The sequence below is a fragment of the Pseudoalteromonas sp. SG41-2 genome, from assembly GCF_014164535.1.
GTDB classification, from domain to species: domain Bacteria; phylum Pseudomonadota; class Gammaproteobacteria; order Enterobacterales; family Alteromonadaceae; genus Pseudoalteromonas; species Pseudoalteromonas rhizosphaerae.
The window spans coordinates 230836-251650 of sequence record NZ_JACJFK010000003.1 but is presented as its reverse complement, the minus strand read 5'-3'; the positions used below and the strand labels follow the sequence as shown (position 1 = coordinate 251650).

The window sequence follows — 20815 nt, the reverse complement described above, 5'->3', positions numbered from 1 at the left end:
TTGGCGGCTACTTGGCAAAATGGCGATTAGTTACTCGCGGTTTGGTTATACGGCTGCGTGCTTGGACGAGTTGTTAACGTTACACGGCGGTCAAACATGTTTTCTTCATAATTATCGCTATCTGCCACAGTTTGTTGCTCACCAAATGCGGTAGTCGTTAAGCGGGTATGGCTAATACCTTGCTTTATTAAGTAGCTTTGTACATTTGCGACTCGCTGTTTTGAAAGCGCTAAGTTAGCGAGCTCATCACCACGTTGATCGGCAAAGCCATTTAAATCCAGCTGCAAGTCTGGCTGGCTTTGTAGTAAATTCACTAGTTGATCAAGTTGGCTGGCAAAGTGCGGGGCAATCTCACTTGAACCGGTTTTAAATTGAATGGTCATTGCCATTAGGTTGTGCATTTTTGCTAATGCAAGGCGTTCGTTATTACTCTCAAGCTTATCGAGCTGCTCACTCATTTGCGCATTTTGAGCAAGTACATGCTGGTAATCATCGGTTTTATCTTGCAGCACAACTAACGCACGTTGTTGCTCGGCAATTTTATCTTCTGCCACTTCTTGCTCGCCAATCAAGCCTCCGGCAAATGCACCAACAAAGGCACCAATTGGGCCGCCAACAATACCGCCAACAATTGCCCCCGTACTTAAACCTATCACCGTTTCTTTATGAGTTTCTTTTGCTTTAACTGCAACTGTGTCAGCGTGGGCTAAGTTAGGTGCTGCAAAAATAGTCGCGACAGTACAAGCGATAATCATTTTTTTCATGGTGTAATCCTTTTTTGCTTAATTACTTAATAGTTGGCAACTCATGGGTTGGTAGCTGCCCGATTTGGTATAACGCCATTAAAGCAAGCTCAAGTGGCAACAAAGGGGAGCAAAAAAGGCAAACTGCTGAGCAATTGTGGCAAAAAAAAGGCAATTGCTTTTTCGCCAGTGCGAAAGCAAAAAAATTAGGTATAGTGCAACTAGAATATAAGAAGGTGCTGTAAATGAAGAAGATTGCAATTATTGAAGACGAACCCGCGATCCGCGAAAATTACATGGAAATGCTCAGCGCGCAGGGTTATCTGGTCAGCGGCTATAGCAACCGTCAAAGTGCAGAGCATGCTTTTAATGACGCACTACCAGACTTAGCGATTGTCGATATTGGTTTAGGTCATGAAATTGATGGCGGTTTCTTACTATGCCAAACTCTGCGTTCGCTTTCTAAAACCTTGCCGATTATTTTTTTAACCGCCCGCGACAGCGAAATAGATACAGTGTGTGGCCTACGCATGGGCGCTGATGACTATCTCACTAAAGATATCAGCATGGCGCATTTGGCGGCTCGTATCGGTGCACTGTTTCGACGTATGGAAGCACTCGAGCAACCCGCTGATCAAAATGCTTTACTCAATCGCGGCCCGCTCACGCTTGATACTAAACGCATGCAAGTATTTTGGCAGCAGCAAATAGTCGATTTAACCGTAACTGAATTTTGGATGCTGCATTCACTGGCACAGCGCCCTGGGCATGTAAAAAGCCGTAACGAACTAATGAGTGATGCAAAGATTTACGTTGATGACAGCACTATCACTTCTCATGTTAAACGTATTCGCAAAAAATTTATCGCTTTAGATACTGACTTTGATTGTATAGATACCGTGTACGGTATGGGTTATCGCTGGGAGCAAGTGTAATGCTGCGTTTTGGTTTGCGCAGTAAATTTATATTGCTGTCGTGTTTTTTATTTTTACTGCCTTGGCTTGGCTATGAATACGTGTGGGAAATGGAAAAATTTCTGCGTCAAGGTCAAGAAAAAACCTTAGTCGGCACTACCCGAGCACTCGCCACGGCCCTGCATGAGCGCCCAGCATTATTTGACTCGCAAACCAATTTTTTAGATCAGGTTATAAAAGGCCGTGATCTCTACGCCTATAACCTTAGTAACCCCATTCAACTTGATGGCAAACTGTCGGACTGGCAGCCTTATCAAAGTCTTTTTTGGCATTACGACGAGCGCTATTTACAAACTAATAAACCAGACCATCAGCTTGAGGACTTATCGTTTGAGCATATGGTTGGTAAATATGAAAACTTTTTATATGCAGTATTTAAAGTTACCGATGACTCGGTGGTTTATCGCGCTAAAAACACCCTAAGTTTAACCCGTAATGATCACTTACAGATCATGTTAAAAACCCCACAAGGGGAATTTAAGCACTATATTGTTGCCGCTCGCCAAGATGGCTGGATCAACGCATTTGACGCACAAAGCAAAACCCCAATAACAAAAATTCAAGGATATTTTGTCAGTACAGAGACTGGCTACAACATAGAGTTGCGGTTTCCGCTAACTATGCTTGGCAATAAGCTCGGCTTTGCAATTGAAGATTGGGATCAAGGCAAGCCTGAGCCACAGACTATGTCGACTTCAAACTTACAAAACCCCAATGATATTGGCTCAGTGCTGGTGCCCTCCCCTGAAATAAATCGTATATTAAAAGGTATGGGTCACAGCGGCAGCCGAATTTGGGTGGTTGATAATCATCACCGCGTGTTAGCGCAGTCAGGATCAATTCATCATGCCGACGGCGTTTGGGCTGATGGGCTTAACGACCAGCCAGCAAAAACCTGGTGGCAACGATTTGAGAAAAACTACTTACATCCACTTTACTATAAAGTACTTACCCGCCCTGAAAATGAATTTTTAGATACCTTGCACGATGTCGCAGCGATGCAAGGCACACATATAGGTAAAGCACTCAGTGGCACACCAGCATCGTCTTGGCGACTCACTCCAGATAACAAAGCGGTTATTTTATCAGCCGCATATCCTATTTGGATCCAAGATAAGGTCATTGGTGCTGTAGTGGCCGAAGAGACTACCAATGGTGTTCGCACATTACGCAACAAATCGTTAGAGAAACTATTTAATGTGATTTTAGCAGTGATGCTAATAGGCACAGTAACGTTATTCTTTTTTGCATCAAGGATCTCCAGTCGTATTCGTCGCTTAAGAGATACCGCAGAGCAAGCCATTGATGCTCAAGGGCGAGTAACTGGCACTATTAATTACAGCGATTCAAACGATGAAATTGGCGATTTATCTCGCAGTTTTGCAAATATTGTAAGTCGCTTAGGTGGTTACACTAACTATTTAGAAACCATGTCGTCGCGATTATCTCACGAACTCAGAACACCCGTTGCGGTCGTACGTAGTTCCCTTGAAAACTTACAAATGCAGCCACAAAGTGAGCTGAGCCAAAAATACCTTGATCGTGCCAGTGAAGGAGTCGAGCGTTTAGGTAAAATAATCACCACCATGAGCGAAGCAACTCGCCTTGAGCAAAGTATTCAAAGCGCTGAAGCTGAACCGTTTGATTTGCGAAATGTGATCAATGGTTGTATGCAAGGCTACCAGCTAACCTATGCACAGCAGCAATTTAGCCTTAATATTTGTCCGCAACCATTACTACTTAACGGCGCGCCTGAGTTTATTGCTCAGTTGCTAGATAAACTAATCAATAATGCCTTAGAGTTTAGTGTTGAAGATAGCGCTATAAGTGTCAGCCTTGATCAACATGATAATGAAGCCCTGTTATGTGTCAGTAATCTAGGTCCACTTTTACCCGAGGGATTAACAGAGCATATTTTTGATTCAATGGTGTCGGTACGTAGTCAACAACTGCAGCAGCAACCACACTTGGGTTTAGGGCTTTATATAGTACGTTTAGTGTGTGAATACCATAAAGGCACAGTTAGCGCGGCTAATAATCAACAAGCTGATGGTGTGACTTTTACCGTTCGACTGCCTATTAATAATAATTAAGGATTACATTTATACACATTTTGTACGGTTAATGTTCACTTACAATTCAGTCGCGCAGACATATGCTTACTACTTAACTAAGTTGATAAGATAGGAGGCAATATGCAAGCGATACTGAAACGTGAAGAAATTGATTTTATTTTTGATTTATACAGCTATGAAGATAGTGATGAGTTAAACAGTAGCGAACCTAACTCTGATACTGAAAAACATGACATAACGCAATCAAAAGTAATTTATCAGCCTAGTTGTTTGACCTAAAAGTGGTTTGCTCATTACAATGGCGCACCTTGTAAAAGTACTGCCTAATAATGAAAACTCATTCTGCTAAAAAAGAACTTATTTTATTACCGATCTTACTGATTGTTATTTTACTGTGTATTGCTGGGCATTTTTTACTACAAGCCAGCTTCCAAGATAGCAATGTTACCGAGTATATGCTTGCTGCGTTACCTTTTGCTATGTTTGGCTTAGTGATTATCGCTTTTAAAATTGCCAGTAACAGTGAAGACAAAGAGCGTGCAGAACAAAGTGATAACGGCTAACGCTTGTACCACACACTCTCTTGATTATTTATAATATATGGTAACCAAACCAATCGGGCTTAATCGCTTGAGATTGCTCGCTCGGGGTTAGCTTGATATGTAATTGACTGTCGAGCAAGTCAATTGCAAAGCAATCATCTACATCATGTAAGTCATCTTTATGAATATGACTTAAACCTGCTAGTAAATCCTCTTTTGCTCTTTGTTTAGCTTCGTCGCTACTACTTGCTACATATAACGCAAAGTCATGCTGCTCAGCTAAGCTATCAGCACGATACGCTCCTAAATTTACAAAGTATAACTGCTGCGATTGGGCCACGGGTTCATCAACCACGGTTACTGCAAAGCCATCAATGTGATTTACCGCCATATAGCTGTCCATGTGCACGCTACTTTTATCACCGACCCACTGCGCTTTTAATTTTGAGTAAGTTTGTTCAATCGATTCCCCAACAACAAAACGAACATCATGCATTTCAATATGGCAGCCCTGAATACGCCCACCTAAATACACCATAAATAACTGCATTTTCTCTCCTAACAAATAGTATCAACGTCAATGTTGTGTTTTTTGATCAACTTATAAAAATCTGAGCGATTTCGCTTAGCTAGTTTTGCCCCTTCAGCCACGTTACCGCCAGCCATCTTTAAAGCATTAATCACATAATCTCGCTCAAATTCTTTTTTAGCATCGTTAAGTGAAAGCGGCTCAACATTGTTGGTATTACTATTAAGCGCACTTTCAACCAGCTGTGCTGATATTACTTCACCTGGGGTAAGTGCGACAACCTGCTCTACTACATTTTGTAACTGGCGAATATTACCCGGCCAATCGTGACGTACTAATGCATGCATTGCATCATTGGCGAAACGCTTTTCTTTTTGATTCATACGTTTAGCGATGGTAGCGCTAAAATACTGTGCTAATAAACTAACGTCTTCTCTGCGCTCACACAGTGGTGGCAATTTAAGATTCACAACATTTAAGCGGTAATATAAATCTTCGCGAAATTGCTGATTAGCAATCGCATCAGGCAAGTTTTTATGAGTTGCTGATACAATCCGCACATCAATTGGAATTTCTTCTTCAAAGCCCACAGGGCGAATAGTTTTTTCTTGTAATACGCGCAGTAACTTAACTTGTAAATTAAGTGGCATATCACCAATTTCATCTAAAAATAAAGTACCGCCTTGCGCTTGCTGAAATAACCCTTGGTGGTCTTTAATCGCGCCCGTAAAAGCCCCTTTTTTGTGACCGAATAGTTCTGATTCGAGTAATTCACCCGGTACCGCACCACAGTTTATTGCAACAAACGGACCTTCACTAACATGGCTATGTTGATGAATAGCATTAGCTAGTAACTCTTTACCTGTACCACTGGCCCCCGAGATCAACACATTGACCTGAGTCGGACCTAGTAATTTAACTTGCTCAAGTAAATGCAGCATAGCACCACTGCGGGTCACGATATTGCTGTTTGATGCACTTTCATCGGCACTGAGACCATGAATTTCAATCGCTTTTGCTAAACTATCAAATAACTCATCTTTATCTACCGGTTTAGTAATAAAGGCAAAAATACCTTGCTTCGTCGCTTCAACAGCATCAGGAATAGACCCATGAGCTGTCATCATCAACACTGGCAGCGCTGGGTAGCGATTTTGTAACTGACGGTGTAATGCCATACCATCCATTTCATCCATGCGTAAGTCTGTAACCACAGCATCAAACACATTATTTTTTAATAACTGTAGCGCAGCGATACCACTTTCGCAGGTAGTCACTTGATAGCCTTTAGATTCTATGCGAATAGCCAATAGTTTTAATAAACTTGCATCATCATCGACCAGTAAAATTCGCGCGCCTTGGTTTTGCTCTGTTGACATAATTACTGCTCCTTAGTTTCTTCGCGTAGTAATAGTTGCTGCTCGATGGCTGCCAGTGATGACAGGGTTTCTTGCATTTTATTATTCAGCGTTTGCTGCTGTTTTTTAGCGTTGATCTGCTGTTTTATTTGTTGTTTTTGCAGCCATAAATACTGTTTTATATCATCTGGCCAATAATAAGCTTGATCCAGTTTTAGCAGCTGCGTTAATACTTTTTCCGGTGCTAATACATTATTTTTGCAACTAAAATCAAAATAATGCTGAAGCTCTTTAGCACCAATATAAACCGTTTTACTCGCTGCCACTTGAAAACCACCGCACGACTTTGCATGCCAACCAATAACCGTTTCGGCAGGTGCATACATAGGATCGGTTTTCGGCCTAGGTTTCGGATTTGGTAAACTATCCCCTTGTGGTGTAGTCACCTTACCCGCTTGTTCAGCTTCAGGGTTGCTTTTATTTACTGGCTGCTCAGTTAACTCACACCCTGCGAGCCCTAAGGTTGTAATGCAAACTACTAAAATGGCATTTAAACGCACGCCCATGCTAATTAACTCCTTGGTTTTTATTGGTTGGAGGGATGATTGGGATTTGAATTATAAAACGACAGCCTTGTGGCTCATTATGCTCAACGTGTAAAGTACCCATCAATTGCTCAACAGACTCTTTTACAATGGTGAGCCCTAAACCACTACCTTGAGCGGTTATATCTTTAGCATTCTTACCTTGATAAAAGGCACTGAATATATGTGATTTCTCTTGCTCTTTAATACCGGTGCCTTGATCGCTAACGCTCATAGTCAAAGTACGACCAGCTAATGACAGAGCAATATTGACCGCCTGTCCTGCTGGTGAAAACTTTAAGCCATTAGAGATCAACTGAATTAAGATCATTTCAACAAGCTCTGCAGCAATTTCCAGTGGTTGCTCGGGTAACTCACAATGCCAACATAAGCTTTGCTTACGCGCCACTAAACGATGTTCAAAATGGCTGTTTATCTTGGTTATTAATTGCGAGAATTCCAGCTCACTTAAGTCTTCTTTGCTGCTGCGAATCGCATTGTAACTAAGTAAACTATCGATCATAGCGCGCAAACGCACCATGCTCTGGGTAATTAACGCCAACACCGCTTGCTGCTCTTTGTTAATTGGCCCAACGATTTCATCGGCAAGTAAGTCAGTGCCCTCAACCATTGACGCTAATGGAGTTTTCAATTCATGGGTAACATGGCGTAAAAAAGTATCTTTTTGTTGCTCTAATTGATGCAACTGCTCTTGCACCCATTGTAATTTATTTCCTAGTTCAACCAACTCAGCAGAGCCTTGTACAGCTATTTTTTGTTGCCAATGACCTTGCCCAAGCTTATCAATAACCGACGTTAATCCTTTTAAGCGACCACTTATACGCCATAAAAAACCACCACCTACTAGTAAAGTTAATGGGATAAGTGCTATTAACCAATTGATAAATGAGCTTTGCAAAGCTTTTAACTGTTGCTGATTTTTAGTTATTTGCAGCTCATTTTGATCTCTTAGCCACACCGTTTGACGCGCAATTAATTCACTCACAGGAATAAACAATTGCGCATCTTGTTGTCCTTCAGTAACGAGTTGAGTATGCGCTAATTGCAATACCTGTGCGAGTTGCTGCCATTGCTTAATATACTCCCCCGTAGAACTTATAAAAGTTAGTTCATCAATGCTTTGTAGTGATGATTGCCACTTATCAACAATCAATTCATCGAGTGATTCGCTTTTCAGCACCCAGTTTTGTCGCGTTGCACGCTCTAAGCTATTGAGGTCTTGCTTAAGATTATTAAATGACTTGGTAATTTGATAATTTTCACTGACGATTTGTTGAGTTACTGCTAGCTGTTTATTCAGCGCATTTAAAAATACAATCACTACCAGTGATAATGGCAGCAGCGATAACAAAGTACTAAACAAAAACTGGCCTATTAAATTGGGTCGCCAACTAAGTAATGCACTGTACTTTTTAGCGAATGAGGCCATTATCGCTACTCCTTTAGTTAAATGTCTGATTATGGAAGGTGTTACTTATACACTAGCTGAATCAATAAGAATAATGAATAAGGCGAACTGTGTAGCGCTATATAAAGCGACTGACGCTAAATTGAAACAACTTAACCAACTGTTTTTTAAAAACTTAATCAATACCCGTTAAAAGTTGTTGCAAAAAAGACACACTGCCCAGTCATTTTTTCCCACTTATTATCATGCCAAAACATTAAGTCACTGATATTTTTACAATAAAAAAATTGGCATCGTTCTTGTAACATCCGTATCAACGACTGTTTATAAGGAAATAATATGAAAATATTAACACCGCTGTGCTTATGCATCAGCCTACTGCTTAGCTTTAACAGCTTTGCCATTGATGTCGAGGCCACCTTCGCAGAACTTGATAAAGACAGTAATGGCACATTGAGTGAAGCAGAAGCATCTGAAGATGCGGTATTACACGAAAGTTTTGAGCAAATTGACAAAGATCAAAATGGTCAAATTTCATTTGCTGAGTTTAAACAATTTTTGCAATAATTTTCCCAAAGGAAACACTGCTATGAAACAACTTATCGCCGCTTTTTCACTGATGTTTTTAGTCATTAGCGCCACTGTTTTAGCATCACAATTAAACGTTAAGTTTGCGCAATTAGATACCGACTCTGACGGACAAATTTCATTGCTTGAAGCCAAGCAAAACAACACGCTATTAAAGCAGTTTACTGATCTTGATGATAATAACGACGAGCAGTTATCTGAGCAAGAGTTCGCAAAGTTTAAATTTTAAAAGGCTTTAAAGTATTTGCCATAATCCCGGAGGGAATGTGTAAACGGATTTAATGTTGGGATTTAAATTATGGCAAATGCTTTATTCTTTTTGTTGGTAGGATGTAAATAATGAAAAGCATATTAATAATATTAAGTGTGTCGCTAGCCACCAGTTTTAGCGCAATGGCACTGGATGTAAAACAACGTTTTGATCATTTAGATAGCAATAAAGATGGCTATTTAACGCATAATGAGCTTGAACCACAACCACAATTGTTGAGTAACTTTAAACGTTGGGACAAAAACCAAGACAATAAAATTTCCCTATCTGAATTTAAGCGTTTTTTAACTAATAATCTAGATTAACGAGTTTCCCCAATGAAATTTTGTACACAACTGGGACTAAGTTTGTTATTTGTCAGTAGCTGTTGCAGTTTTGCAACAACTGATAATATAGCAGAACAATTCAAAAACTTAGACCGCGATAAAGACGGTCTTATCACGCGTTCAGAGTCAGCAAAAGATCCTGCCCTGTGGTCTCGTTTTAAAAACTATGACAGCGATAAAGATGGTAGATTATCACTGTCTGAATTTACTCTATATGCAAATAAATGAATAGCTAATTCATCAGCATAGTTGAAATGCACAACGATAAATAATTTATTATATTTAATTTGCAGACTCAGTATTCTCTGTTACTGTTTAACTAACAAAAGCAGAAAAAGAATTCTAACAATGAAATGCTTACTCGCCTGTTTAATCACTTTATCTTTACCTGTGCTAGCTGATACCACGGTGATCTACAATGCTAACGGTTACACTCCAACTTACAGTGGCCAATTACAGCAATTTTCTACACTGGTTATTAAAGATGGCAAAGTAGTAAAAGTAGGAGACGATAAACTAAAAGCGAGTTTCCCTAATGCTGCAGTATTTGATGCCGAGCAACAAACCTTATTACCTGGTTTAATTGACGCCCACGGTCATGTGATAGGACTTGGTAATAATTTAGCGCAACTCGATTTACGTGGCAGTATGTCGATTGCAGAAATACAAAAAAAACTTGCTGTATTTGCTAAAAATAACCAGGGCTGGATTATTGGCCGCGGTTGGAATCAAGAACTGTGGCCTAATAAGCAATTTCCTACTGCTGCTGACTTAGATAAAGTTGTCAAAGATGTTCCGGTGGTGCTTTCTCGTGTCGATAGCCACGCGATTTGGGTTAATAGCAAAGCGATGGAGTTAGCCAAATTAACACCCACAGTACAGTCACCAGCAGGTGGTGAAATTATTCGCAACCAAGCAGGTCAGCCTAGCGGTATTTTTGTCGATAAGGCCGAAAGTTTAATTACTGCACATATTCCTACGCCATCTGATCAAGACGTAAATAATGCCTTAAATCAAGCTGGTCAACATCTGCTCAGCTTAGGTATAACCTCAACCCACGATGCTGGGATTGATAAACAAACATGGCAAGTTTACAAGCAAAGAGCTGAACAAGGCACCTTACCGCTGCGCATTGTTGCAATGCTAAGTGCAATAGATCCGTCCCTTGAAGATATGCTCAGAGCCGGTCGCTATAAAGATCTTAACGATTTCATGTCTATTCGTAGTGTAAAAATATATGCTGATGGTGCGTTAGGAAGCCGTGGCGCCGCACTACTGGCCGATTATGCAGATAGAAAGAATCACCAAGGTTTAATGCTCGAAACTCAACAAAAATTAGAACAGCTGTACACATTGAGCTTTAACCATGGTTTTAGCGCCAATACCCATGCCATCGGTGATAAAGCAAATCATATTGTGTTAGATGCCTATCAAAATGTATTTAAAAAAACCGGCGGGATTTTACTACGTAACCGTATAGAGCACGCACAGATAGTTGATCCAGCAGATATTCCTCGCTTCAAAGCACTTAAAATCATTCCATCAATGCAACCGGTGCATGCAACTTCTGATATGCATATGGCAGAGCAGCGCCTTAGCGATACACAATTACAAGGTGCATATGCATGGCAAACGTTTTTAAAGCAAGGCTCAGTAGTAGCTGCAGGCTCAGATTATCCAGTTGAACTGGCCAACCCCTTTGACGGTTTGTATTCAGCAGTTACTCGCCAAGATCACAATCAATTACCCGCTAATGGCTGGCGAGTCACTGAAGCACTGAGCAGAGAAGATGCACTCAGAGCATTCACGTTAGGTGCTGCGTATGCCGCACATCAAGAATTTAAATTAGGTAGTTTAGAGCAAGGAAAGTGGGCTGACTTTATTTTAATCGACAAAGACTATTTTAAAGTGCCAGTACAAGAAATTTTTACCATTGTCGTAAATCAAACATGGATTGGCGGTGAATTACGCTACCAAAAAGCGCAAATTGATAACCAGAGTAAGGCGCAATAAACCACGCTATTATTGCGGTTTTTGTTGTTGACGTTTGAGCTTAATTAAATGATAAATATTTACGAAGGTTAGCAAACCATTAGTGATAGCCACAGGCCATGCAGCAATCGCAATACCGTAGGCTGTGAAAGCAATACAACCGGCAAGATTAAACCAACGAAGTTTGCTCACATCACTCATAGTTAAAGAGGCAATAAGTAAAGCTGAGGCAAAATACCCCAAATATTCCCAACTCATTTGTTCTCTCCGGTACTTTAGGTTAGCATTGCAAATGTTGTAGTTTAGGCAAAGTTATTCCACAATATAGCAATAGTATAAAAAGGCTAACTTACTAAAAACCCAAAGCTGCTAAAAGCACACTTTAATAATCATTACACGGGATATCAGGTATTAAGCTTAATTAACCGAGTTAACTAAGCTAGTAAGTTAGCGTAAATTCTTAGAATCTTAATGCTAACGTCATTAAGATGTAATAAATAGGACAATTGTCCGAAGGGCATTGTTGATGTTTCAATATCATTTTTCTAGTTATCTCGTCGACCAGCTACTAACCTTTGCTGGCAGCCGTTATCAACAATCTAAAAAAGAAGTACTGATCCACCAAGATCAACCTCTTACAAAATTAGTGTTAGTCAGAAGCGGCACCGTATCGTTTAGTTATGATGTCGGTAATGGCCGCCGCTTACTGCTGGGCCAACTTGATTGCAACAACACCTTAATTGGTGAAATTGAAGCGCTAAACAATAATCCCTGCATTTATACAGTTACCTGCTTCAGTGACGTTAGCTACAACCTAATAGAGCTAAAGCACTGGCGTGCCCTGTTACTTGAAAAGCCAGAACTGAGTTTATACACAGCACAAACTATTGCCGCTAAGTTTCAAGAAAACCAAAAAATTAATTTAGATAAACTATTGTTGCCATTGGGTTACAATATCGCCAAAGACTGTTTATTACGTGCCGAAAATAATAACCCCACCCTGCTGCGCGCATACCCAACGGTAAATGCTGAAGCTGAGCGTTTTGCCACCACAGAGCGAGCCTATCGCCGCGTAGTATCGGAACTGGTGGAAAGAGGTTTAGTCGCACGCTCAAATGATGGACTCAAAGCGGTTGATTTAGATAAACTTAGCGATTACGTGGATAGTTTTTCGCAGCTATGAAGTTGACTCACATTAAAATTCAGCCGAAAAAAACAACGTTTAACTGCCTAAAATGCAACTATTTACATTTACAACCGCAGCCTACTACTTTAGCATAGTAAGCTAATAACGAAGCTGCGCTAAATCCGTAAAAATTAAATAAGAGATTTATTACATAACAGGGTAACAATTTTCTTATTTAATTAATAAAAGTATATATAATGTTCACTTGACGTATATATAATGTGCGCTTATCCTTGATGAACAAATTATTGTATTATAGGTGCAAGCCTGACCTGGTGCGCGCTTCGGTACATTTATAGAACTGCAATTAAGTCTGTTTACTTTAAAGAGAAAGGAAAGAAAGGTAACGATTATGGGAAATAATAAATTCAAGCTCACCAAGCTAGCTCTTGCACTTGGTCTGACAGCAACTTTAAGTGGCTGTTTTAGCGATAACGACAACAATGATTATGTAAAGCCACCAGTTCCACCTGAACCAACCGTTGATGTTGCTGTACCACCAGTAGCAATTGAAGCTCAAGCAGGTTCAGTTACTGTTAATATCGTAGATGTAAAGGGTGCTGCTTTAGCTGATACGGTTACAGCAACGATTAGCTTTACTTCTTCTGAAGACGGCCTTTTAACAGCTGCAGGCAACGCTTTAGCTGATACCGACAAATCATCAACAGCTAGTTCGTTTGCATACACAGTAGACTCTATCCCAGCTAATGGTGTTAGCTATGACTATGTTATTTCTGCTGCTGGATATTTAAACAACTCTGGTACTTTAACGTTATCACCAACTGATAACGTTGTAGCACAAGAAGTTCGTTTAACACCACGTACACTTGCAGATTCTGATGTAGCGATTGTTGCTGACACCAAAGAATTAACTGCATTAGTACCTGAAGGTGAAAATACCACTGTGTCGTATGACCCAGCTTCAGGGTTATCAATTTCTGGCGATAAAACAGAGATTACATTACCACAAGCAATTAACAAAGCAGGTGTTGCTGTTGGCGGTTCAACCGTTAAAATCAAAAGCGGCACGCAATTTTTAGATAAAGATAATCAACCGTTAACGACAGTTCCAAAAATGACTGTTGCCTACTTTGCGAATGAAGCAACACGTAATGATGAAGAAGCCGAAACTGCAGCTGCAACCTCGTCGTCATTAGATGCGTTCCCTGGAGGTTTAGCTCTATCTGTAGCTTCTGATCCTAACAGTACTGATCAAGTGCAAGGTTCATTTACTTCAGGTGGCTTTGTTGCTATCGAGCTAGTTGATGATGCTGGTAATAAAGTGAAATCTTTTGGTGCAGGCAATTCAATCACTGTTGCAATGCAGGTCGACAAAAAGACTTCAAACCCTTGTCCTGTAACTTTACCTGCCGGTACTACTGATATCAAAGCATACGCCGAAGCAAATGGCTTCAAAAATGGTGTATGTACTGTTGCAGCTCCTGTAGCTCGTAAAATTGCGGTTGGTGATATCTTCCCAGTTTGGAGTTACGATGAAGAAGCTGGTAAATGGGGATTCGAAAGCTACGGTGAAGTAACTGATAGCGGTAATGCATCAACATTTGATGTATCAGTAGATGTAAATCACCTATCTTACTGGAACCTTGATTACTTCAACAACAATAAATGTTCAAGTGTAAAATTTGATATTTTAGATAGAAATGGTGACGCTAATATAGCTGAAACAACTATTTTACTTGAAATTAATGGCTATAGAAGATCTTTCACTAGCCGTAACGGTAATTATGGATCAGCAACGTTTAACAACCCTCCAGGTTTCCCGGTTAAAGTTAAAGTATTGCGCAATGGTGTTAACGTTTTAGATGGCTTGTCAACTGACACTGATAGCACTGCATCGGCATTATCTGTAAGCAATATCTGTGACTTAAATGATAAAGATCTAACACTTACAATTGCTCCGCCAACAATTGTAACTAAAAAAATAACAACACAGCTAGTGTGTAGCAATACCGGAGATTTTGAAATAGGTACTCCACCGGTTGCAACACCTGCGCTAGTCAGATTGTTTAAAGATGGCAACTTCAAGCAAACTATTTACTCGAAAGGTACTTTCAACCTGAACTTAGAGCAAGGTGGCACTTACTCTGCTAGTTACCTTAACTACAACACTAATGTGTGGACATCTACTCCAGTAGCGGCAAACACAACTGCAGCTACATTTGATATCCCAGTAGTGTGTGAAGTTGATACTGTACCAGTATCTGGTTCTGGTTCTGGTTCTGGTTCTTAATCTGAGGTAGAACTGTACTTCCTAAAGCCGCGCATTTGCGCGGCTTTTGTTTATCTCGTTATTAAGTTATTTTTGGTTTATAGTATTTATAGCTAAAATAATTATCGGGTTTTAAAAGTTTAAAACCTAACTCTAATCTAAATTGGTTAATCACGTGACTTATAATAAAACAACCCTCGCGACACTTTGCGCACTCAGTGCCAGTACCTCCGTTTTTGCTGATCAAAACATTAATCATGGTATTGCATATAATGGATTTACCGGTATTTTCAACACTCCTACCGCTGTTGTAATCGACAAAGGTAATATTGATATAGGTTACAGTAACCAGCTAGAAGCTAGAGGAAAGTACACCGACGGTCATAACTTTACATTTTCAGCTGGACTTTTTGAAGGTTTAGAAGTCAGTGGTAGGATTACCTCATCGTCGATGCACGACATAACATTTAGCTATGAAAATAAAGGCCAAATCCGCGACTTATCATTTAATGCCAAATACCAAATTCCATTCATTCCAAAAGACTGGTTTAGTGTCGCTGTTGGCGCTAAAGATTTCGGTGGCGCAGCCAATCAGTATGAAGCGTTTTATGCTGTTGCTTCTAAACAGTGGTGGGATTTTCGCTTTAGTGCCGGTATTGGCGCATCTGACACGCTTACAGGGCAACTAGACGGCGCGTTTGCTGGTATTGAATATCAACCTTACACTTGGCTTTCAGTACTCGCTGAGCATGATGCAGAAGCATTTAATTTAGGCGCCCGTATTACGGTGCCAAAAGAGTGGCTTTATGATATTGCCACGGTTTCATTTAATAGCCGCTTTTACTCAAATACAGAACTTGCTAGTGATGATACTTATTGGGGTGTCAATATTAGCATGCCGCTCAGTGATGAAGCACAAGATAACTACCACAATCTAAAACCAGCACCTCAACCAGTTGCAGCGGCAAAGTTATCTAAGAGTTCAAATCAGCGTACGAGAGCAACTCTTGCTACATCCCCAAATCAAACGGAAGAGTCTGTTAGTCGAGTAGTATCTGCGGAACCAGTAAAAGTATTAACAGCGACCAAACAAAATCAACAAGTTTCCACTGCACAAAATAACAATCAACAAATTCACAGCTTAAAAAGCAGCTTAGTTAACGATGGTTTTGAAAATATCCGTGTTGGTATTAGCGAGAGCAAACAAATCATTGTTGAATTTGAAAACTCAGTATTTAATCGTAATGAAATTGATGCGTTGGGGCTTGTTTTAGGCCGCATAACTGAAAGCTTTGCTACTGGCAATAATGAATTTATTGTTCGCTTGGCAAAACAAGATATCCCACTGTTACAAGTCAATGGGTATTTAGATAATTACCGTCGCTTTATTGATGAAAATATCACTCCTGATTTAATGGTCAGCACTCAATTTAGTGATAAAGATGCTGTGGGTGTAAAATGGGCCGGAAATACCCAAAGCACGAGCCCTTATTTTGTACCTAGAGTTTCATTTTCACCATCGTTATCATCACGATATGCAACTGAATTAGGTGTTTATGATTACTCGTTAGCTCTACAAGCCGATTTACATGTACCATTATGGCAAGGTGCAGGTGTAAATATTACTGGGCAAGTTAATGTAGCTAATACAGATCACTTTGAAAAAGGTAGTGTATTTAGTAATTCACGCCAAGAAACGGGGATTAAACGTGCCGTTGTATATCAAACATTCGCTTTACCGTTTAACATATATAACCAGACTCAAGTCGGTTTATTCCAAGATTACTTTGATTATACAGGTATTACCAACGAAACTGCATGGCAAAGCCCCGCAGGCCGCCACAAGATACAAGCAAAGTTAGGCTACTTTGAGTATAAAGATTATGACACTGATAAACGCGACTACTCGGTTTATTCATACCGTTATTTATGGGCTGAAAAGGATGTCTCTTTCCATATCTCTGGTGGACAATTCTGGAATGAAGATACCGGCTATAAACTTGAAACTAAGTTCTGGTTTGGTGATGCAAATATAACCGTAATGTATAGTGACACTGACGTAGAGAAAGTGGGGATTGGTTTTAGTATTCCATTATCACCACGCAAAGATATGGATGCAGGTAATTGGCAAGTTACAGGGACTAAAAGCTGGACACATAGCGTAAATACTATAATTAATCAAAAAGTAAATTTGATAAACACCAGTAGTGCGACAATACTCAAATCGTCAATCGACCTCGATAATACTTTCTTAAACCAAGATCGTATGTCAAGCAGTTACGTATATGCTCATTTAGCACGATTAAAAGAAGCGTTTGAAATCTATAAATAATATTAGTTTAGACAGCTAATTGATAAATAAAAAAAGGCCTAGTTAAGGCCTTTTTTATTTTTACTCGATAGATTTATTTTGCTAATAAAATATCGTGTATTTTTACTAAATCTGTCTTACCAGCGATGATCTCATCAGGTGTTAAACCCGATAATTCATGCGGGAATACTAACCACTCTTCTGATTCATGAATGTAGTAGTCAGGCTTCATATCTACTTTAGAATTTTTTGGTTTGTAATACGGGCATGCAATGCGGATATCTTTAGGTAAGTTTAAACGCATCAATTCCGAAAGCTTTTCTTTCAGTGCAAAAATACTACGCCCTGAATCAAATACATCATCAACAATCAATAACGAGTCACCTGCGTTAGCATTTTCAATAATGTAGTGTAAGCCATGTACTTTAATTTCTTTCGACTGCTTATTAATACCGTAATATGATGAAGTTCGCACCGCGATATGATCTGTCTCTATGCCCTTATAATCATAATACTCTTGCACTGCAATCCCAATTGGGGCACCACCACGCCAAATACCAATAATAAAATCAGGACGAAAACCATCTTGGTATACTTGCGCCGCAACGCGAAATGAATCTTCAAGCAATTGTTGCGCTGTGATGTAGCACTTATCTGACATAATTAGAATTCCCAGTGTGAGTTGATCATTCAAGTATAGTTTATGAATAAGACTTAAATAAAAGCAGCGCTTTTAATGTAAGAAATATAACTTCAAACCTTAATCACTTGAAATGCAAAAGTGGGGCGAGATTTTAGCGCAAATAAACTAAAAAAGCTTGTTTCTGTTTGTAATTACATTTTTATAGCCAACAAAAAAGCGCCTAAAACGGCGCTTTTTTAAACATATTCAAGATTACGCTTTTTCTAGTAAAGTACGTGCAACTGTGCGCATCCCGACTGTTGTCGCACCGGCAGCCCATTGACTCGTGCTACCCATATTAAACGCTGCCGCTAAATCCATATGCACCCAGCCTTTGCCGTCGTTTGGTACAAAGCGTGACAAGAAACCAGCAGCATTTGATGCGCCACCATAACCACCGCCTTTTTGGGCACGGCTGTTAGCTGTATCAGCGTATGGTGAAGGACAGTTTTGTTGATGCCACTTTTCAAGTGGTAGTGGCCACGCGCCTTCCATTTCTTGTCCAGCAAAGCCTTCAACTTCACGTACAAACTCTTTATCAAGTCCAAATAAGGCATTGTACTCTTGACCAACAGCAACTAGCGCAGCGCCTGTTAGTGTCGCCGCATCAATAATTAAAGGAGCACCTGTTTCAGCTGCAGCCATTAAGCCATCAGCAAGTACTAAGCGTCCTTCAGCGTCAGTGTTAACAATCTCAACTGTCGTGCCGTTTTTATAGGTAAGGATATCACCCAGCTTATATGCATGGCCTGAAATAAGGTTCTCAGCACAGCATAAAAACAGTTTAATACGTTTATTAATACCGCGACTAATAGCCAATGCCAAACCTGCGGTAACCGTTGCAGCACCGCCCATGTCGCACTTCATACCTAACATACCTTCGCTGGCTTTAATTGAATAACCGCCAGAGTCAAAAGTAATCCCCTTACCAACAAGCGCTGCATCCACAGGCGCATTTTCATCGCCAGTTGGATTGTAATCAAGTGCAAGTAATACAGGCGGGCGCTCACTACCGCGACCAACAGCATGGATACCAATCCACTGCTGCTCAAGTAGCGCATCACCTTTGATGATTTGATAGCTCACGTGTTCAGGAGCTAGTGATTGAATAAATTCAGCAGCTTTACCAGCTAAACTTTCAGGGAAAATGTCATCCGCCGTGCCATTGATCATTTCACGCGCCCAAGTAGCAGAACGAAGTAATGAAGCAAGCTCTTGGCTATCTGTTTTAGCATTTTCAGCAAATTCAACACCGTGTAATGACTTAGGCGATACAAACCCTTGATAAAAAGCCCACTGTGTTTCTGTACACCAGCAATCACCAGCTAGCACGACATTTTTAACGCCTTGATTGGCAATACTGCGCGCGGCTTTTTGTACATTTACTAATGTTTCTTGTTCAGATAAATGAACCGTTGCACCGTGCTCATTAAAAGATAACGTGGCGGTTTCGCCCCAATGCGATGCAGCACCCTGCTCGCTTAATTGAACAACAAATTTTTCAGACATGTTAGAATACTCTTTGCGCTAAAATTGTGACGATGAGTTTACTATAGCCACAACAACTTCCCAACTGCTTGAGACCAAATAACTAAAATAATGAAATATACAACACCACTCCAACACGCTACTTTGATCAAACGCTACAAACGTTTTTTAGCCGATTTACGCCTTAGCGATGGCTCAGAGTTTACCGCCCATTGTGCCAACACAGGTAAAATGACTGGTTGCGCGGAGCCTGATTTTGCAGCCTTTTATTCCACCAGTAACAATCAAAAAAGAAAATATCCTCATTCATTAGAATTGACGCAAAACCAGTTTGGCCATCTGATCTGTGTCAATACGGCAATCGCGAATAAAATCGTTGCAGAAGCACTGCACGCAGCGCTAATCAGCGAGCTTAGCGGCTACACTAAAATACAGCCAGAGGTTAAATATGGTGATGAAAATAGCCGTATCGATTTTTTACTGACAGCTCCCCAACGCCCAGACTGCTATGTAGAAGTAAAATCTGTCACTTTACTCAGTCAAAATGATCCACAAAGTGGCCAAGGTTACTTCCCTGATGCCGAAACTCTTCGCGGTCAAAAACATATTCGTGAATTAATTGAAATGGTTGCACAAGGCCACCGTGCAGTGCTGCTGTTTGCTGTATTACATCAAGGGATTAAGCAAGTTAGTGCGGCGCGCCACATTGACGAAAAGTACGCCCAACTAGTTGATTTAGCAATAACTAAAGGTGTCGAAGTAGTTGCTTATAAAGCCGATATTTCGAGCGCTGAAATTACACTAACAGAAAAGCTTACTTTTAATTAAAAGCGACTTGTTTTTAAGGTTTTCGCCCATATAACAAGGCAAGTTTTTAAGCACTTATTTAAAAGTAATCGGTGTAAAAACCACTTATCGTACCTTTTTTAATTTTATTGATGCGGTTTAAGTGAGACTAATTAATGAAAAATAAATTTGCCTAGGCCATAGGATTCTGTTATTTATAGCCGCCGGCTCATGCTGGGCATTATATTAAGGATTTAGGAGAAAGTTATGCCAGACCAAAAAAAATTAGGGTTATTGGCTCAGGCCGGATTAGAACCATACCAGGAAAAGCCGGGCGAAGAGTATATGAATGATGCACAACGCACTCATTTCAAAACTATTTTGGAAGCATGGCGCAACGATTTACGCAATGAAGTTGACCGTACTAAATCGCATATGCAAGACGAAGCAGCTAACTTCCCTGATCCAGTTGACCGCGCAGCACAAGAAGAAGAGTTCTCTTTAGAACTTCGTACTCGTGACCGTGAACGTAAACTGATCAAAAAAATTGAAAAAACGATCCAATTAATCAAAGAAGATGATTTTGGTTTTTGTGATTCGTGCGGGATTGAAATTGGTATCCGCCGTTTAGAAGCACGTCCTACAGCTGACTTGTGTGTAGACTGTAAAACGCTTGCGGAAATCAAAGAAAAACAATCTGGACGTGGTTAATTACTAGTAA

General features: G+C 40.2%; 22 protein-coding genes. 14 read left to right on the top strand and 8 right to left on the bottom strand.

Translation table 11 applies throughout. From position 1 onward, the window contains the following. Positions 1-26: 26 nt before the first annotated feature. On the bottom strand, positions 27-764 hold the full coding sequence (pdsO, locus tag H5186_RS03895) for a sortase-associated OmpA-like protein PdsO (RefSeq protein ID WP_182762064.1): 738 nt from the start codon (positions 762-764) through the stop codon (positions 27-29). 224 nt (positions 765-988) lie between these two features. Here pdsO and pdsR point away from each other — a divergent pair, with 224 nt between their 5' ends. The 4 genes from pdsR to H5186_RS03875 all read left to right on the top strand — a co-directional run bounded on the left by pdsR (position 989) and on the right by H5186_RS03875 (position 4355). After that, a complete protein-coding gene (pdsR, locus tag H5186_RS03890; RefSeq protein ID WP_145235419.1) occupies positions 989-1678 on the top strand; it encodes a proteobacterial dedicated sortase system response regulator in 690 nt (229 codons plus the stop codon). Next, positions 1678-3810 carry a proteobacterial dedicated sortase system histidine kinase gene (gene pdsS / locus H5186_RS03885; protein WP_182717163.1) on the top strand — a complete coding sequence of 711 codons (2133 nt, stop codon included), beginning with the start codon at positions 1678-1680 and terminating at the stop codon, positions 3808-3810. The genes pdsR and pdsS overlap by 1 nt, the downstream gene beginning before the upstream one ends. Before the next feature lie 102 nt (positions 3811-3912). After that, positions 3913-4071 carry a hypothetical protein gene (locus H5186_RS03880; protein WP_179959192.1) on the top strand — a complete coding sequence of 53 codons (159 nt, stop codon included), beginning with the start codon at positions 3913-3915 and terminating at the stop codon, positions 4069-4071. A gap of 50 nt (positions 4072-4121) precedes the next feature. Continuing rightward, the gene (locus tag H5186_RS03875; RefSeq protein ID WP_145235415.1) at positions 4122-4355 is read left to right on the top strand and encodes a hypothetical protein; all 234 of its coding nucleotides are present in this window, start codon (positions 4122-4124) and stop codon (positions 4353-4355) included. A 28-nt stretch (positions 4356-4383) separates the two neighbouring features. Here the strand turns inward: H5186_RS03875 and H5186_RS03870 are convergent, their stop codons facing one another. Genes H5186_RS03870 through H5186_RS03855 form a run of 4 tightly spaced genes read right to left on the bottom strand, consistent with a single transcriptional unit; the run spans position 4384 to position 8258 of the window. Beyond that, complete coding sequence (locus H5186_RS03870) at positions 4384-4884, bottom strand: DUF1543 domain-containing protein (RefSeq protein WP_145235413.1); 501 nt, start codon at positions 4882-4884, stop codon at positions 4384-4386. 8 nt (positions 4885-4892) lie between these two features. Then, complete coding sequence (locus H5186_RS03865) at positions 4893-6242, bottom strand: sigma 54-interacting transcriptional regulator (RefSeq protein ID WP_182783704.1); 1350 nt, start codon at positions 6240-6242, stop codon at positions 4893-4895. Positions 6243-6244: 2 nt separating this feature from the next. Next, the gene (locus H5186_RS03860; protein ID WP_182794141.1) at positions 6245-6787 is read right to left on the bottom strand and encodes a hypothetical protein; all 543 of its coding nucleotides are present in this window, start codon (positions 6785-6787) and stop codon (positions 6245-6247) included. A 1-nt stretch (position 6788) separates the two neighbouring features. Then, positions 6789-8258, bottom strand: a complete 1470-nt coding sequence (locus H5186_RS03855) for a HAMP domain-containing sensor histidine kinase (RefSeq protein ID WP_182739833.1) — start codon at positions 8256-8258, stop codon at positions 6789-6791. Between the two features lie 315 nt (positions 8259-8573). Between H5186_RS03855 and H5186_RS03850 the strand changes: the two genes are divergently transcribed. The 5 genes from H5186_RS03850 to H5186_RS03830 all read left to right on the top strand — a co-directional run bounded on the left by H5186_RS03850 (position 8574) and on the right by H5186_RS03830 (position 11432). Next, complete coding sequence (locus tag H5186_RS03850) at positions 8574-8801, top strand: EF-hand domain-containing protein (protein ID WP_145235406.1); 228 nt, start codon at positions 8574-8576, stop codon at positions 8799-8801. 22 nt (positions 8802-8823) lie between these two features. Then, a complete protein-coding gene (locus H5186_RS03845) occupies positions 8824-9051 on the top strand; it encodes a hypothetical protein (protein ID WP_145235404.1) in 228 nt (75 codons plus the stop codon). A gap of 110 nt (positions 9052-9161) precedes the next feature. Continuing rightward, the gene (locus H5186_RS03840) at positions 9162-9398 is read left to right on the top strand and encodes an EF-hand domain-containing protein (protein WP_149982106.1); all 237 of its coding nucleotides are present in this window, start codon (positions 9162-9164) and stop codon (positions 9396-9398) included. Between the two features lie 12 nt (positions 9399-9410). Then, positions 9411-9647: an EF-hand domain-containing protein gene (locus tag H5186_RS03835; protein ID WP_149982107.1), complete on the top strand. Its 237-nt coding sequence runs from the start codon at positions 9411-9413 to the stop codon at positions 9645-9647. Positions 9648-9767: 120 nt separating this feature from the next. Further along, positions 9768-11432, top strand: coding sequence for an amidohydrolase (locus H5186_RS03830; RefSeq protein ID WP_182794140.1), 1665 nt, complete (start codon positions 9768-9770; stop codon positions 11430-11432). A 9-nt stretch (positions 11433-11441) separates the two neighbouring features. Here the strand turns inward: H5186_RS03830 and H5186_RS03825 are convergent, their stop codons facing one another. Continuing rightward, complete coding sequence (locus H5186_RS03825; protein WP_145235395.1) at positions 11442-11669, bottom strand: YgjV family protein; 228 nt, start codon at positions 11667-11669, stop codon at positions 11442-11444. A 268-nt stretch (positions 11670-11937) separates the two neighbouring features. On the opposite strand from H5186_RS03825, the gene H5186_RS03820 reads away from it, so the two are divergent. The 3 genes from H5186_RS03820 (at position 11938) to H5186_RS03810 (ending at position 17159) form a co-directional block, all read left to right on the top strand. Beyond that, positions 11938-12594, top strand: a complete 657-nt coding sequence (locus H5186_RS03820) for a Crp/Fnr family transcriptional regulator (RefSeq protein ID WP_145235393.1) — start codon at positions 11938-11940, stop codon at positions 12592-12594. Between the two features lie 355 nt (positions 12595-12949). Then, positions 12950-14848, top strand: a complete 1899-nt coding sequence (locus H5186_RS03815) for a hypothetical protein (protein WP_182717169.1) — start codon at positions 12950-12952, stop codon at positions 14846-14848. A 154-nt stretch (positions 14849-15002) separates the two neighbouring features. Beyond that, complete coding sequence (locus H5186_RS03810; protein ID WP_149982110.1) at positions 15003-17159, top strand: YjbH domain-containing protein; 2157 nt, start codon at positions 15003-15005, stop codon at positions 17157-17159. Positions 17160-17232: 73 nt separating this feature from the next. Here H5186_RS03810 and H5186_RS03805 read toward each other — a convergent pair whose 3' ends face one another. Next, positions 17233-17799: a phosphoribosyltransferase gene (locus H5186_RS03805; RefSeq protein ID WP_145235390.1), complete on the bottom strand. Its 567-nt coding sequence runs from the start codon at positions 17797-17799 to the stop codon at positions 17233-17235. 234 nt (positions 17800-18033) lie between these two features. Further along, positions 18034-19329, bottom strand: a complete 1296-nt coding sequence (gene pepB, locus H5186_RS03800) for an aminopeptidase PepB (RefSeq protein ID WP_145235388.1) — start codon at positions 19327-19329, stop codon at positions 18034-18036. Between the two features lie 90 nt (positions 19330-19419). Here pepB and sfsA point away from each other — a divergent pair, with 90 nt between their 5' ends. Both sfsA and dksA read left to right on the top strand, forming a co-directional pair. After that, positions 19420-20136 (top strand): DNA/RNA nuclease SfsA, encoded by a 717-nt coding sequence (sfsA, locus tag H5186_RS03795; protein ID WP_182794139.1) that lies wholly within the window; start codon positions 19420-19422, stop codon positions 20134-20136. Positions 20137-20361: 225 nt separating this feature from the next. Beyond that, positions 20362-20805, top strand: coding sequence for an RNA polymerase-binding protein DksA (gene dksA / locus H5186_RS03790; RefSeq protein ID WP_145235383.1), 444 nt, complete (start codon positions 20362-20364; stop codon positions 20803-20805). The last annotated feature ends 10 nt before the right edge of the window (positions 20806-20815 follow it).